The sequence below is a fragment of the Limnobacter parvus genome, assembly GCF_024623725.1.
Taxonomy (GTDB): Bacteria; Pseudomonadota; Gammaproteobacteria; order Burkholderiales; family Burkholderiaceae_B; genus Limnobacter; species Limnobacter parvus.
Window position 1 is genome coordinate 453,713 of record NZ_JANKHG010000014.1, and the last position, 14,021, is coordinate 467,733.

Annotated in this window: 14 protein-coding genes; 6 read left to right on the forward strand and 8 right to left on the reverse strand. The window is 51.3% G+C overall.

Features of this window, described 5'->3' with window-relative positions:
• Position 1: 1 nt before the first annotated feature.
• The 4 genes from aspS to NSP04_RS04530 form a co-directional block, all read right to left on the reverse strand.
• Complete coding sequence (gene aspS / locus NSP04_RS04515) at positions 2–1,807, reverse strand: aspartate--tRNA ligase (RefSeq protein WP_257511133.1); 1,806 nt, start codon at positions 1,805–1,807, stop codon at positions 2–4.
• A complete protein-coding gene (locus NSP04_RS04520; protein ID WP_257511134.1) occupies positions 1,804–2,484 on the reverse strand; it encodes a DUF502 domain-containing protein in 681 nt (226 codons plus the stop codon). Before NSP04_RS04520 ends, aspS begins: the two co-directional genes overlap by 4 nt.
• Positions 2,474–2,773, reverse strand: coding sequence for an FmdB family zinc ribbon protein (locus NSP04_RS04525; protein ID WP_257511135.1), 300 nt, complete (start codon positions 2,771–2,773; stop codon positions 2,474–2,476). The genes NSP04_RS04520 and NSP04_RS04525 overlap by 11 nt, the downstream gene beginning before the upstream one ends.
• A gap of 174 nt (positions 2,774–2,947) precedes the next feature.
• Positions 2,948–4,072, reverse strand: a complete 1,125-nt coding sequence (locus NSP04_RS04530) for a fatty acid desaturase (RefSeq protein ID WP_257511136.1) — start codon at positions 4,070–4,072, stop codon at positions 2,948–2,950.
• A gap of 114 nt (positions 4,073–4,186) precedes the next feature.
• Between NSP04_RS04530 and NSP04_RS04535 the strand changes: the two genes are divergently transcribed.
• Positions 4,187–5,218, forward strand: coding sequence for an AraC family transcriptional regulator (locus NSP04_RS04535; protein ID WP_257511137.1), 1,032 nt, complete (start codon positions 4,187–4,189; stop codon positions 5,216–5,218).
• A gap of 14 nt (positions 5,219–5,232) precedes the next feature.
• On the opposite strand, the gene NSP04_RS04540 is transcribed toward NSP04_RS04535, so the two are convergent.
• The 3 genes from NSP04_RS04540 to NSP04_RS04550 form a co-directional block, all read right to left on the reverse strand.
• On the reverse strand, positions 5,233–5,739 hold the full coding sequence (locus NSP04_RS04540; RefSeq protein ID WP_257511138.1) for a DUF411 domain-containing protein: 507 nt from the start codon (positions 5,737–5,739) through the stop codon (positions 5,233–5,235).
• Positions 5,740–5,824: 85 nt separating this feature from the next.
• The gene (locus NSP04_RS04545; RefSeq protein WP_257511139.1) at positions 5,825–6,484 is read right to left on the reverse strand and encodes a sugar transferase; all 660 of its coding nucleotides are present in this window, start codon (positions 6,482–6,484) and stop codon (positions 5,825–5,827) included.
• 265 nt (positions 6,485–6,749) lie between these two features.
• The gene (locus tag NSP04_RS04550; RefSeq protein ID WP_257511140.1) at positions 6,750–8,075 is read right to left on the reverse strand and encodes a capsular polysaccharide export protein, LipB/KpsS family; all 1,326 of its coding nucleotides are present in this window, start codon (positions 8,073–8,075) and stop codon (positions 6,750–6,752) included.
• Positions 8,076–8,153: 78 nt separating this feature from the next.
• Between NSP04_RS04550 and galE the strand changes: the two genes are divergently transcribed.
• The 3 genes from galE (at position 8,154) to NSP04_RS04565 (ending at position 11,111) form a co-directional block, all read left to right on the forward strand.
• A complete protein-coding gene (gene galE, locus NSP04_RS04555) occupies positions 8,154–9,143 on the forward strand; it encodes a UDP-glucose 4-epimerase GalE (RefSeq protein ID WP_257511141.1) in 990 nt (329 codons plus the stop codon).
• Positions 9,144–9,271: 128 nt separating this feature from the next.
• Positions 9,272–10,369 carry an acyltransferase family protein gene (locus NSP04_RS04560; protein ID WP_257511142.1) on the forward strand — a complete coding sequence of 366 codons (1,098 nt, stop codon included), beginning with the start codon at positions 9,272–9,274 and terminating at the stop codon, positions 10,367–10,369.
• Positions 10,335–11,111: a WecB/TagA/CpsF family glycosyltransferase gene (locus NSP04_RS04565; protein ID WP_257511143.1), complete on the forward strand. Its 777-nt coding sequence runs from the start codon at positions 10,335–10,337 to the stop codon at positions 11,109–11,111. The genes NSP04_RS04560 and NSP04_RS04565 overlap by 35 nt, the downstream gene beginning before the upstream one ends.
• On the opposite strand, the gene NSP04_RS04570 is transcribed toward NSP04_RS04565, so the two are convergent.
• Positions 11,108–11,626, reverse strand: a complete 519-nt coding sequence (locus NSP04_RS04570; protein ID WP_306815228.1) for a serine O-acetyltransferase — start codon at positions 11,624–11,626, stop codon at positions 11,108–11,110. The genes NSP04_RS04565 and NSP04_RS04570 overlap by 4 nt on opposite strands.
• Before the next feature lie 244 nt (positions 11,627–11,870).
• Between NSP04_RS04570 and NSP04_RS04575 the strand changes: the two genes are divergently transcribed.
• On the forward strand, positions 11,871–13,148 hold the full coding sequence (locus NSP04_RS04575; protein WP_257511144.1) for an outer membrane beta-barrel protein: 1,278 nt from the start codon (positions 11,871–11,873) through the stop codon (positions 13,146–13,148).
• 39 nt (positions 13,149–13,187) lie between these two features.
• A complete protein-coding gene (gene epsE, locus NSP04_RS04580; protein WP_257511145.1) occupies positions 13,188–14,006 on the forward strand; it encodes a polysaccharide export protein EpsE in 819 nt (272 codons plus the stop codon).
• Positions 14,007–14,021: the final 15 nt, after the last annotated feature.

Below are 14,021 nucleotides of genomic sequence, written 5' to 3' on the forward strand. Positions count from 1 at the left end.
CTTACCCCGCAATCTTGGGTTCAGCCTGACGCAAGCGAATGTGCAGTTCGCGCAACTGTTTTTCGTCCACTGGGCTTGGTGCCTGGGTTAGCAGGCATTGTGCACGTTGGGTTTTCGGGAACGCGATTACATCGCGAATGCTTTCCGCGCCGCTCATCATGGTCACAATTCGGTCCAGGCCAAAGGCCAAACCACCATGAGGGGGCGCACCATATTGCAAAGCATCCAGCAGGAAACCAAATTTAGCGGCCGCTTCTTCTTCCGAAATATTCAAGGCACGGAACACCTTGCTTTGTACCTTTTCCTTGTGAATACGCACAGAGCCACCGCCCAGTTCCCAACCATTCAGAACCATGTCATAAGCCTTGGCAATGCACTTGCCAGGGTCGGTGGTCAAGTAATCTTCATGACCATCTTTCGGGCTGGTGAACGGGTGGTGGCAAGCCACCCAACGACCCGCTTCCTCGTCCAGCTCGAACATCGGGAAGTCGATCACCCACAGGGGCTCCCATTTGCCCTGAACCAGGCCCACTTTCTGACCAAATTCGCTGTGGCCAATCTTCAGACGCAAAGCGCCGATTGCATCGTTCACCACTTTGGCTTTGTCGGCACCGAAGAACAGAATGTCACCATCAGCGGCACCGCTGCGCTTAAGCAGCTCGTTCAGGGCGGCATCGTGAATATTCTTCACGATAGGCGACTGCAAGCCATCACGACCCTTGGCCAGCTCATTCACCTTGATCCAGGCCAGGCCCTTGGCACCATAAATGCCCACAAACTTGGTGTAGTTGTCGATTTCCGAACGTGGGATTTCGGCACCACCCGGCACTCGCAGGGCGACAACACGGCCGTTGTCCATGTTAGCCGGGCCTGAAAACACCTTGAAATCAACATCTTTCATGATGTCGGTCAGTTCGGTGAATTCCATCTTCACACGCAGGTCGGGCTTATCGGACCCAAAACGCGCCATGGCCTCACTGTAGGGCATCACCGGGAAAGGGTTCTGCAACTCAGCATCCATGGTCTGCTTGAACACTTTGCGAATCATGTCCTCGAACAAGTCACGAATTTCCTGCTCGCCCAGAAACGAGGTTTCAATGTCGACTTGGGTAAATTCAGGCTGACGATCTGCGCGTAAATCTTCGTCGCGGAAGCACTTGGTAATTTGGTAGTAGCGGTCGTAACCCGCCACCATCAACATTTGCTTGAATAGCTGCGGCGATTGCGGCAAGGCAAAAAACTCGCCTGAATGTACACGCGAAGGCACCAGGTAATCACGTGCGCCTTCAGGCGTACTTTTAGTCAACATCGGCGTTTCAATGTCAACGAAGCCCTGGGCATCCAGATGGTTTCGAATGGCCATGGCCACCTTGTAGCGCAACATCAGGTTTTTCTGCATTTGCGGGCGGCGCAAATCAAGCACACGATGCGTTAAGCGTGTGGTTTCCGACAAATTTTCGTCGTCCAGCTGGAATGGGGGGGTTACTGAGGCATTCAGAATTTCCAGCCCCTTGCACAGCACCTCTACGGCACCGCTTTTTAAGTTGCTGTTTTCCGTGCCCTCCGGGCGGGCACGCACCAAGCCTTCCACGCGAACGCAGAATTCATTGCGCAGGGTTTCCGCAGTGGCAAACACCTCGGCCAAATCAGGATCGCACACCACTTGCACCAAACCCTCGCGATCGCGCAGGTCAATAAAAATTACTCCGCCGTGATCGCGGCGACGTTGCACCCAGCCACACAGGGCTATGGTTTGGCCCATGTAGGCCTGTGACACATTGCCACAATAATCAGTACGCATTTTCATGAATTTAGGTCTTGTTTAATGGGTTGATCCAACGAGTCTGTGGCGGGCAGTACCACCCCCAAAGACACAATGTACTTCAGTGCGTCGTCCACTGACAAACCGGACGGACGCAGCAATTTTTCCGGCACCATGATCACATAACCCGAAGCCGGGCTGGGCGAGGTGGGCACATACACCGACACAATCGGGTCTTGATCCTCAAGATTATCCAACAGAATTTGAGGTGGAGTGCCAGTCACAAAACCCAAAGCCCAAACACCCGGGTGGGGATACGGCACGAGGACTGACCGCGTAAAGGCCTTACCCGAGGAACTTAACAGGGTGTCTGACACCTGTTTCACGCTGTTGTACACAATGTTGAACAGCGGAATTCGGGACAACACCCAATCACCATACTTGAACAGCCAAGCACCAAAGTAATTGGCCGCAAACACACCTGTGCCAAGCAACACTGCCAGGGTCAGGATAATACCCAATCCAGGTATGTGAAATCCAAAAAGTACCCTGGGGTGAATGGCGTCTGGCAACAACGTCAGGGTTTGATCCATTAACCCCACCACCAGGGCCAGTACCCAAAAAGTAATACCCAGCGGTATCCAGATCAACAAACCGGTGAGCAGGTACTTCTTCAACTGTTCCGTATTCAGATTCGGTTTTGGCGGTCGCTTAAGTTGCATCTGTGCTGGGCGCCGGTGTGGTGGGTGCTGCGGCGGTATTGCTCGCTGCACTGGTTGTTGTGTCGGCAGTTGTTTCTTTGGGTTTGCTACCACCAGCCACGCTGTTGCCGCCCCGGAAGTCGGTCACGTACCAACCAGAACCCTTAAGCTGAAAACCAGCAGCGGTGACCTGCTTGGAAAAACTGGCCTGTCCGCAGCTGGGGCATTGAGTCAACGGCGAATCACTGAGCTTTTGCAGCACATCTTTCTCGAAACCACACGCTTCACAGCGATATGCATATATTGGCATTTCTGCTCCACTTGCAAATACAAACGAAAAACCCCCTATTATAAGATGGAAGGCAGAAGAACTCCAACACCCTGAATTTTAAAGACAAAAAAAGAGTGCTTTCCTCCCGAAAAGCACTCTTTTAGAACTACGCCGCCCTCCCCTAGCAAAGGGCGGTTGTGGATCAACAGGCTCTTAAGCGGCCTGGTATCCTGCCTTCTTGTCGCTACCCTGTTCAGTCATGGCCCAGCGGTTGGCCCGCTTGAAGGTACCCAAATCATTGAACCGAACACCATTGGCACGCATCACCTCGTGGGCCTTCTTGGCGGTCATTTGGCGGATGTAGAACGGGTCACGCACTACGAAGTGGTGAATGCCATGAGTAGAGCCGAAATTGAAGCAGAACAGGTGAGGAATGAAAAACCATTTGCTGTTCAACACCTGGCATTGCTGCACGAAGTTACCATCTTCGATATCGCCGAAATAATGCATGTTCGAACTGATAAAGTTGATAGAAAACGAGCGCAGCAGGTTGGGCGCAAAAATCAGCACTGCCACTGTGTTGGCCGTCGCCACCAGTTCAGGTGTCACAAACGCGGGCCACGGAACACTGTAACCCACAGCCCAGGCGGCCGCCTCAATGGCCCAATACGCTACATAGGCGTGAAAACTCACCCAGAAAGCAGAAGCCAAGGGGAAATTACCCGCTGCGCCCTTCATCAACGCCTTCAGACGATACTTTTTCGGAATCTGAAAAATACGCAAAACCACGCTAAGCTCAAGATCAACCATCATCAACAAACGCAGTGGCGTGAAGCGCTCGCCATTGGTGATCGCGCGTTCTTCCAGGTCAGTTTCGGTGCCTGAATGCTTGTGATGGTGCAAATGCAAGTGGCGACGCAACCAAGGGTTGATGGTGCTCGGGCGGGAAATCCAGACCAGCGCCATCATCAGGTTGTGCATGAACTTGTTTTTGCGGAAGTACATGTAGTGGATCAGGTCATGTTCCAGTTCATGCGTGAAGCTCAGGAAAATTGCAATAACAGGAATGGTCACATACCAGGCCAGCACACCCTCAAGGTAGGCCCAGCCCGTCAATGCCGCACCTGCCATCGAGAACAACAAAATCGCCATACCGATGGCGTCTTGGTGCTGCAAAATCGGATATTTGGCGCGAATTCTGTCGCCTTCGGCCAAAATGGCCGTTTTGATTGTTGCGATTCGCTTTTGATCCTGCGCGTTGATATTGTTCTGCTTGATTCGTGAACCACCCTCGGTTTTCACTGGTTGGTTCATCAGCTTTTCACTCAAACTTGTCATTGTCTTGCCTCTTTCGATTTTGGCTTTTCGTGATTGAAGTATGCTTGGTGTTACCAAGTAAAGCTTGTTCTACAACGACAAGCCCATGACCTTCGGCGCCAAAACAAACACACAATGACCAACAAAACGGCAAGTTCGACTTCAAACACCCCCACCGCTCTAGCAAGCTGGATGCGTGGGCTAGCCCGTGAACTTGAATTGCAGGGATGTAATGCACCTGAACTGTTCGCGCAGGCCGGGCTCGACTTCGCCTTACTTGACTCTCCCGAAGCCCGCTACCCCGTACCCCAAACCACATTGTTGTGGCAAAAGGCAGTGCAGGCCACTGGCGATGAAACACTGGGCATCAGGGCCATTCGCCACATCACCCCGGCCACATTTCACGCGGTAGGCCTAAGCGTAATGGCCAGCGAAACCCTTGAACAAGCATTCGGCAGGATGCGACGATTTGCTGAACTGGTGACTGATGCCAGTGAATTCATTCTGCTGACCACGCAATCCGAGTTCACGATCGAACTGAAAATAAAGGAAGGCGCGCAACCCGCCCACCAGTCTACAGATGGCTTTATGTGCCTGCTGGCCAATGCGGGCAAAGGGTTGGGTGACCCAAGCCTGGTTCCCTTGCGGATTGAGCTAAGACGCCCAGCCCCCCAAGCCGACAACCTGGACTTTTTCGAAAAAAGCTTTGCGGCACCTTTGCGGTTTGACTGCAACACGTTTCGGATTGTTTATGAACTGGCCACTGTTCGCACACGCCTGAAGGGTGCCAACCCGCTCATTGCCGAGCACCTTGACCAAGCCAGCCAGGCCGCCATTGAACGATTGAAACCGGCAAGCAGCGTCAGCAGAATGGTGAAAACATGGGTTGCCCAACAGCTGGCGCAAGGTGCCCCCAGCATTGAAGAGGTGGCGGCCTACATGAACATGAGCTCGCGAAACCTGCAAAGAAAGCTGGCTGAGGAAGGGACCAGCCTAGCTGCGATCGTGGACGAAATCAGACAAACCGAGGCGCAACGCCGCCTGAAACAAAGCCAGGACTCGCTGACGGCAATTGCACTGGACTTGGGGTTTTCAGACGCTTCGGCCTTCAGCCGGGCCTGCAAGCGCTGGTTTGGAAAAAGCCCCAGCGATATTCGTGGAGCTTAGAGTTCTGCTGCCGTTTAATTGACAGCGTCGTAATGCGTATAGCTGGTAAACGCACCGCCCTTTTTCACCAATAGCACATCGTATTCCGCGCGCTTCTCGGGAAAATCCGGATGTTCCATACCGGGCGAACCCATGGGCATGGCAGGCACAGCAAGCCCCACTGCGTCAGGCTTCTCGGCTAACAGTTTCTTGATGTCGTCTGCCGGCACATGGCCCTCAACGGCGTAACCATTCACACGGGCACTGTGGCAACTGCCATATTCTTGGGGCATTCCCAGTGCGGCACGAAAGGAATCGGTGTTGTCTACGTCGTTCACCTTCACGGTGAAGCCGTTTTCCTCAAGATGACTGACCCAGGCTGAGCAACAACCACAACTGGGAGTTTTCCAGACCTCGACAAAACTATCAGCTTGCTGGGCAGCGGAGTTGCCCACACCATTCGAATCGCTGCATGCAGCAACCAAGCCGATGGACAATACGGCCAATATGTTGAAAAAACGGTTCTTGCTAAAAAATTTCATGGCATGGTCTCGGGTAATTCGGGGGCAACAGAGTGTATTGACTCAATTCGAGCGATATTGTTGCACACCCTGCGACCTGACCGCGCTACTGGCCCCGCAACATGGCCAACGGTGTTTTTACCACCAGAGCCAAGTCCATTGCGAAAGAGGCTTGATCCACATACAGCTCATCGTATTTTGCGCGGCAGGCGAATGTGGTGTCATGGCGCGCATACACTTGCCACGAACCAGTTAAACCTGGTTTTACGGAAAGGTATTTCACCAAGGCTGCATTTCTGTACAAACCAATTTGCTCACGCGCGAAAGGTCTGGGACCTACAACGCTCATGGTGCCGTTCAACACATTGATGAATTGGGGCAATTCATCCACGCTGCAACGGCGCAGCCACTTACCCACCCAGGTAATACGCGGATCTACCTTAAGCTTCTGGGTTGAATTCCATTCATGTGCAATTTTTGGATCTGTGTTGATCAGGTTTTGGAGCACCGTCTCGGCGTTCACAACCATGGTTCTGAATTTCCAGCACTTGAATGTTTGACCGTTCAGGCCGACACGCCGTTGACTGTAAAACACCGGGCCACCATCAAGGGAAACCAGAAAAATTGCGACAAGCCAGATCGGGGAGATCAGCAGCAACACCATCAATGAGAAGACAATGTCAAAAATCCGCTTGAGCGTGGACCGAAGGTAGGGAACCACCGTTGCAGCAGAAGCATGCACGGAATCGAGGTCGTTGAGTTTCATATTGCAAGCACCAAAGAGTATTCAAAAAAAGCTCACCCCTTGAATAAAGGAGTGGATAGATTTGTGTCCTCGTACCTGCCTTGACGGAACGCATCAACGCGATTTGCTTCTTGTTTTCCTCCGTTTTACCGATCAAAAGATGAGGGGGACAAACTTTATTTCCGTTCTGTCCGCAACCCTAACTCGGGTGGGTCACCCCCTCGAGTGGAATACTGTTTATCTATGGAATATGGAGTGAGGGCCGACCCAAAAATGGCCCTGCCACTCAATTGATTGAGTTTTCCAGAATGCGATGAATTCTGTTGACTGCCGGCCCAAGGTCACTGTCGCGCCCAAGATTCCAGGAACCCTTCACAAAATACCTCGCATGCAAAAAAGCCAGAAAATTGTCTGCTGCCCTGGAGTCAACAACTGAATCCCCAAGCTTGAGCTCGTTCAAGTGGCGTTCGGTCTGGTCAACTGACTTAACCACTCTACATATCTCTTGCCTTGAATAGAAACTTTCACCAAACACAAGGGTGGGTTTGTGAAGTGCAATCGACTGCAAACCCACGGAGGAATTCACCACCATGACGAATGCACATTCATCCAGCAAAGGCTGAACCGGCTCCGATCCAATCCAGCTGACGCCATGCATGGTGGCAGCCATGTCGGCATAGCAAATCCGGTCCATATCGACGGGGTGCAACTTGACCACAATGTCATACCGCGGCCCATACACATTGCGAACGCTTTCATAGCAATGCACCAGAAAATCCTTGGGGTTGTTGAACAGTTTGGAATTCAGCAAAATCTGTGTGTCGTCGTGAACTTGTAGAACCACCAGCGCAAATGGCTTTTTCTTGTTCAATACGCGCAATGTGGACGACAATTCGAGAGGTGTCTGAACCTGCTTTTTAACTTTCTGATCACGTAGCTCGGGATATCGATCATAAAAACCGGGTAGCAGTTTAGCGCTCAGTTTTAGCTTCATACGTTGCACAAAACTTAATGGCACCGTTGTGGTCGGTGCGATTGGCGCGTTCTTCTTTTGCACAACAGCAAGGGGTTGAGCCAATGAAGAACCGTGCAGCCATTCGCGCGCGGGTACGTTCACGATGCTCGCTTCGGCGTTCACTCCTTGGGGATCTATTTGCAAGGTGTTGGGGAAATAACCATTTTCAAGGTACACAGTTTTTAAATCGTATTTCGCTGCCAGAATTTGGCACACTTTGCCCATGCAGTCGTTGCCATTCCATAGAATCATCATGGTGATTTTTCTCTCGATCACCGTTCGTTCCACCAATCGATAAATCGCGTTTACACGCTGACGCCAAACTGGATGTGATCCGCCGTACTTGGCTTTCATGAAACCGTACACCGACTGATATTCTTCGTCAGCATCCAGCACATCAACTCCGTGCGAGGAGTTGCCAGCCAGTCCAATCACCAAACTCTCAACCGGAAGATTGTTCATGGCGAATGCTGCCTCGGCCGGGGTAGCCGCCAAGAAGGTGGGCTGACAGGCTTCTTGGGTTTGCAGCGCCCTTGCAAGTACAATCATGAAAGGGCACAAACCCAGGTAAGTAAGGGGGTATAAAACATTATTCATTTCGGTAACCTTCGAGTGGATGAGTGGTCAATCTGGGCAATCAACCTCCTATTTTCAAAATTCGGATTATTTGAAGTTATGACAAATCTACAGGTATTGGTGGTCGGCGGCGCGGGCTACATCGGGTCACACATGGTGAAGCAACTTGCGTTGGCTGGTTGTCAAGTCACCACGATGGACAATTTGATCAGCGGACACCGGGATGCCGTGCTTCACGGCGATTTCGTGCAAGGTGATTTGGCAGATAAAGTATTTTTGGAACATTTGTTTGCCCAGCAGAAATTTGATGCCGTCATGCACTTTGCATCATTCATTCAAGTGGGTGAATCGGTTGGAAAACCTGCGATGTATTACGAGAATAATGTGACCAATACATTAAACCTGCTGAATGCCATGAATTCGGCCGGTGTCAAAAATTTTATTTTTTCGTCCACCGCTGCAACTTTTGGCGAGCCGCGTTACTCGCCGATTGATGAGCAACACCCCCAGGTTCCCATCAACCCATACGGGCGCAGTAAACTGATTATTGAGCAGATCCTCGGCGATTACGACCGGGCCTATGGCCTTAAATCGGTGTGCCTTCGCTACTTCAATGCCGCTGGAGCAGACCCCGACGGCCAGCTCGGTGAGCGCCATGACCCTGAAACCCACCTGATTCCTTTGATACTTCAAGCCGCATCCGGTCGCAGGCCTTCCATTTCCGTGTTCGGCCGTGACTACAACACACCCGATGGAACATGCATACGCGACTACATTCACATCAGCGACCTGTGTGAAGCACACTGGCTTGCACTGCTTAGCTTAGCCAATGGCGCGGAAAGCCAGCAATACAATTTGGGCAATGGGCAAGGCTTCTCGGTCCAGGAAGTCATTGACTCAGCAATTCGAGTGACCGGACGAAATATTCGGGTTGTGGATGCACCCAGGCGCGAGGGTGACCCGGCACGCCTGGTTGCAGACTCAAGGCTCGCCATGCACAAACTGGGCTGGACTCCACGCTTTGCAGAACTGGATGTCATGGTGTCCCATGCATGGCAATGGGAACAACACCAACCTCGGCAAAGTTAATCCTACCCACTAATAGCTAACCTACCCCTGTCATTTCTCACCAGAGAGATCACGCTGCTACGCTTGCGTCGACTCTCTTTGAGGGTAAAACACTCATAGAGGTCATAAATCCAACCGGAGAGACTTCAATGAACACGTATCAGCCCTCACTCAACTCCCAGTGGAAATCACTGGATGGCGCACGTGCGTTAAGCATATTGTGCGTATTGGCATGCCACCTATTACCGCTTGGCCCGAAAACATATTTTGATTTGAACATCGCGGTGGGCCAATTTGGCATGGCGATTTTCTTTTCACTTTCAGGCTTTTTAATTGCACACAAACTGATCACCGAGCGATCGCTGGTTGAGTTCGCAATCAACCGGGCTTTTCGAATCATGCCGCTGCTGCTGCTGTTGCTGGCCATTACTTTCGCGTGGCGAATGCCAAATACCAGCATGGAATCGTTCAGCACGCATTTCCTGGTAATCGTGAACAATTTTCCTGAACATTACTTCAAGGAAACAGAGCACCTGTGGAGCGTGTGTGTAGAAATTCATTTCTATATCCTGGCAGCCCTGGGTTTTCTGGTTTTTAAAAGATCTGGCCTGAAGTTGCTCGTGATGCTGGGCGTGGTACTCAGTATTTATCGCTTTCAGGAACAAGCGTTGTTCAGCACCACCACATTGTTCAGACTTGACGAACTATTGATTGGCTTAAGCCTGGGCTTGATCTGGCACTCTGATTCACCACTTTCGCAGTACCTCAAGAAAAATCTGGCGATGATCAACCCGCTGTACATGATGATCGGGTTGGCAGTTGCCAGCCTGGCCCCCCCACATCCCTTGCTGTTCATCCTGCGCCCATACATTGCCGCATTGTTCATCGGTTCACTGCTGTTCAACACGCAAGCTTATGCAACTCGAACCCTGGCCAGTTCAATGTGGAGCTGGATTTCCAAACACTCCTATGCACTTTACATCATCCATCCTTTCCTGCTTCTGACCTGGCTTTCATCAGGCGACAAGTTAACCATGTATGCAAAGCGTCCTCTGTTGTTCATCGTTCTGTTTGCCGTGGCCTATGTGTCTACCCGTTATTACGAACAGTTCTTTATTCAGGTAGGGAAACAGTGGATCAAATACCGCAGAACCAGCAAAACAGGCACACCCATCACCGTCCCAACCCCAACCCATTTAGAGCCAGTATTTTATGAGCATCGTACGAAAAACACTGTTCGAACTTGATTTTTCCGCAGTGACACAGCAACAAGCAGTACAAACAATTCTGCAATGGGCTAACGACGATTCTGTCAGCCCAAAGCGGGTTGTCACACCCAATGTCAATTTAACGGTGCTGCAAAAACGCAACCCGGAATTTCGTCGAGTATTGAATGAGTCCAGCTTGTGCCTGGTCGATGGCAAGCCCATCTACTGGGCCTCGCATTTATTCGATGTCGGTTTGCCCGAAGTGGTCACCGGCAGTGACCTGGTACCTGCTTTGTTTGCAGCACATCAAGCAAATGCCTGCGGCGAAAAGCTTCGGGTATTTTTACTGGGTGCCGCCGAGGGAGTTGCAGACAAAGCGGCCCGCAATATCATGGAGAAATACCCCGCCATCTACATCTGTGGGGCATACAGCCCTCCGTTTGGTTTTGAACACGACCCGGTGGAATGTGAAAAAATTTGCCAGCTGATCAAATCGTGTAATACGTGCATCTTGATCATTGGCTTGGGAGCGCCCAAACAGGAATTCTGGGCAGACCGCCACCTCGACAAGACTGGCGCCAAAGTAGCAATTTGTGCAGGCGCCACCATCGACTTTCTGGCTGGAGAAAAATCTCGCGCGCCAGCATGGATGACAAAATCAGGGTTGGAATGGATGTTCAGAATGCTTTCAGAACCCAAGCGGCTTGCAAAGCGCTACCTGAAAGATGGCTTGGCGCTGCCCGGACTTTTTTGGGCAGAGTACTGGCGAAACAGACGTTAAATTGTGGTCGCCCGCATCACGATGCGGGCGGGGTTACCCACCACCGTGCTGCCGTCGGGAACGTCATTGACCACAACGGCCAGCGCTCCTACTTTCACATCGTTGCCAATACGTACAGGGCCAATCACGTGGGCTCCAGAACCAAAGTCAACATTGTTACCCACCACCGGGGCGCCGGTGCCATTGCCTTTGTCGCCCAGCGTCACGCCTTGACGAAGGGTACAGTTGTCTCCCATCACCACCTCGGGATGAACAAATATTCCCCCGAAGTGCCAAATGCGCAAACCCCCGCCAATCTTCGATGCTTTGGGCAAGCCAATTCCAGTCAGGGTTTCAACAGCCCGGTGTAAAAACCAATACCAACGGGTCAGCATTTTTTTCCGGAATCCATCGGGTCGATGATCCACTCGCCGACCAAATCGATAAACCCAGATGGCCCAAAGGGACTGCTCCCGGAGCAAAGCCCTGGAACCACCATCAATACGCTGCAAATCGGCCGACCAATCTTGATCCATACACAACCAAAGTTTAAGAAAACAATTCGCTGACTCTACACGACAAGCCAATTGGTGATGCGCAGTGGGCAAGTTCTGGCGCATCGAATGGCATTCACTTTACTCAAATGCACATCATGCGACATCCAAGTACCTCGCAATGATTACACCTCGCTACCCAGAACGGAGGTACTCAATGGCCTGGTGTTACCTTGTGTTTAATGTTGAACGTTGAACAGATTTCTCATTAAAAATCAGGTATCCAGTGGAAGTTTCAGAGCATCATCGTTTGGCCGGGGGGTCAACGGCGCATCACGCCTGCAAGCGACCGTGGAAATCAACACGCCTGCTCGCGGGTTTTTTTCTTGGTCTGGCAATCAGCCTTGAAGATACGCCGGCACTAGCATTTTCCACCGAGCCCAACAAAGGCATTACTCCGTTTGGCAACTACACCCGAACTTACGACTCCAACCTGCTGAACCAGTCTGGAGAAGGTACTACACCACGATCGGACAACGTGGATCGAGTTGAGGTTGGAACACACATTGACTTTCAAATCAGCCGCCAACGATTCACCGGGCTGTTCTCACTTAGTGACACAAAACATGAACGCTTCACTGAAAGAGACACCGATGGCAATGCACACCGCCTTCGCTGGGATTCCGAAATCGGAAAAACCCTGATCGCCTCCCTTATGGGCAGTTCCGTATCGGACCAAGCCCCCATCCAAACCGGATTTGTAACTGCCAACAAACGAGAACAAGACAATCTGGGTGCTTCATTAACTTGGAATTTTCATCCCAATTACGCGGTCCTTAGTCAATTCGCAAACACCGAAACCCGCTTCATTGGAACGGAAGACACCAATGAAGCAGTGCTTGCAGGCTTGAATCGTGACGACAAGACCAGTTACATCGGCGTGGCCTATAAACCGGGCACTGGCAGTTCAACGGCATTGTTGTTCAAGCAAGCCACCGGTGTTTTTCCAACTCGTCAAATTGTTGCGCCAGGCCAAACCGTGTCGAACAACTTTGAACAATCCGAAACCGAGTTGCTAACCAAGTGGAATTATTCAGAGATCACTGCACTCACCTTGTCACTTTCATCCGTGAATCGTCAGCACGAAGAAATACAAAGCCGCGACTTTGCTGGAACAAACTATCGATTAGAGGTGTTCTATCAACCCACGGTGAAAACCAATTTCAACTTGATCTGGGGAAAACAAATTGTTGGAATCTCTGATGCCAGCAACTCAGATGCTTTGGCACGCCAACTAAGCATCGCCATGAACATGGAACTCAGCAGCAAAGTGATGTTTCAGCTGGCTTATAGCCCACAAGAACTTCAGTTCGATGGAACTGATGGCATTAATACAGCACCTAGAACGGAGAGTTTGAGAGAGGGCCGTGCGGGCCTTGAATTTCAGATTGATCCCAAAGTGACGCTTGGCGCTAACCTTCGAAAACGCAGCCGGGACAGCACGCTAGTCAACACTGATTACTCCGCCCATTCTATGAATATTTTTGTTCGCTATGAACATTAAGCCAACCATTTGTTTTAAAGATTCACCAAAGGACTAATCATGATCAAAGGACTTTTATCGCTACTGGCGTTTCTCAGTGCGCTCACACCTTTGCACGCAAGTGAAGAGAGCAGAGAATACCGATTGGGTGGTGGTGACTTGATCAGTGTCACCGTGTTCCAGAACCCGGACTTCACGGGCGACCGTCGCGTGTCCGAAAACGGTGAGATCACCTTTCCATTGATTGGTGCTGTAGCTGTCGGCAACCTCACTATTCGGGAAGCGGAACAGGTTATCGCTGAACGCTTAAGCGATGGCCAATTTGTGGTTGGGCCCCAAGTGTCCATCGTGCCCATTGAAATGCGCAGCGCACAGATTTCAGTGATTGGGTTCGTGAGCAAACCAGGCCGCTATCCGCTTGACAGCCGTAACACTCGACTAAGCGATGCACTCAGCATGGCGGGCGGGGTGATTCAATCGGCACCCACGGTAAGCCTGAATGGCGGCGACCTTGTTGTTCTGAAAGGCACCAGAAACGGCGAACCCTATTCCAAGACCATTGATCTTCGGGAAATTTTCCTGAAAGGCAACGATGATCTGGATGTGTTGGTGGTGGGCGGCGACACTTTGTACGTGGGCCGCGCCCCACAATATTATGTTTATGGCGAAGTACAACGCCCCGGTGTTTACAAGATTGAAACGGGCATGACAGTGCGGCAAGCACTGGCGCAAGCAGGCGGGCTGACACCGCGCGGATCGCAAAACGGAATCCAGATTTTCCGCAAAGATGCACAGGGCACAGAATCGTTGATCAAACCTGATCTGGATCAGCCCCTACAAGACAACGACACCTTGTTTTTCAAACAAAGCTTTTTCTAATTGAGCCCAGGATCT

What these genes read in the sequence shown, in the direction of transcription:
- NSP04_RS04565 (WP_257511143.1), top strand. Translation starts at nt 10,335, where the DNA reads ATGAGCATCGTACGAAAAACACTGTTCGAACTTGATTTTTCCGCAGTG.
- NSP04_RS04520 (WP_257511134.1), bottom strand. Translation starts at nt 2,484, where the DNA reads ATGCAACTTAAGCGACCGCCAAAACCGAATCTGAATACGGAACAGTTG.
- NSP04_RS04545 (WP_257511139.1), bottom strand. Translation starts at nt 6,484, where the DNA reads ATGAAACTCAACGACCTCGATTCCGTGCATGCTTCTGCTGCAACGGTG.
- NSP04_RS04530 (WP_257511136.1), bottom strand. Translation starts at nt 4,072, where the DNA reads ATGACAAGTTTGAGTGAAAAGCTGATGAACCAACCAGTGAAAACCGAG.
- NSP04_RS04560 (WP_257511142.1), top strand. Translation starts at nt 9,272, where the DNA reads ATGAACACGTATCAGCCCTCACTCAACTCCCAGTGGAAATCACTGGAT.
- NSP04_RS04535 (WP_257511137.1), top strand. Translation starts at nt 4,187, where the DNA reads ATGACCAACAAAACGGCAAGTTCGACTTCAAACACCCCCACCGCTCTA.
- NSP04_RS04550 (WP_257511140.1), bottom strand. Translation starts at nt 8,075, where the DNA reads ATGAATAATGTTTTATACCCCCTTACTTACCTGGGTTTGTGCCCTTTC.
- NSP04_RS04570 (WP_306815228.1), bottom strand. Translation starts at nt 11,626, where the DNA reads ATGGATCAAGATTGGTCGGCCGATTTGCAGCGTATTGATGGTGGTTCC.
- NSP04_RS04525 (WP_257511135.1), bottom strand. Translation starts at nt 2,773, where the DNA reads ATGCCAATATATGCATATCGCTGTGAAGCGTGTGGTTTCGAGAAAGAT.
- aspS (WP_257511133.1), bottom strand. Translation starts at nt 1,807, where the DNA reads ATGAAAATGCGTACTGATTATTGTGGCAATGTGTCACAGGCCTACATG.
- epsE (WP_257511145.1), top strand. Translation starts at nt 13,188, where the DNA reads ATGATCAAAGGACTTTTATCGCTACTGGCGTTTCTCAGTGCGCTCACA.
- galE (WP_257511141.1), top strand. Translation starts at nt 8,154, where the DNA reads ATGACAAATCTACAGGTATTGGTGGTCGGCGGCGCGGGCTACATCGGG.
- NSP04_RS04540 (WP_257511138.1), bottom strand. Translation starts at nt 5,739, where the DNA reads ATGAAATTTTTTAGCAAGAACCGTTTTTTCAACATATTGGCCGTATTG.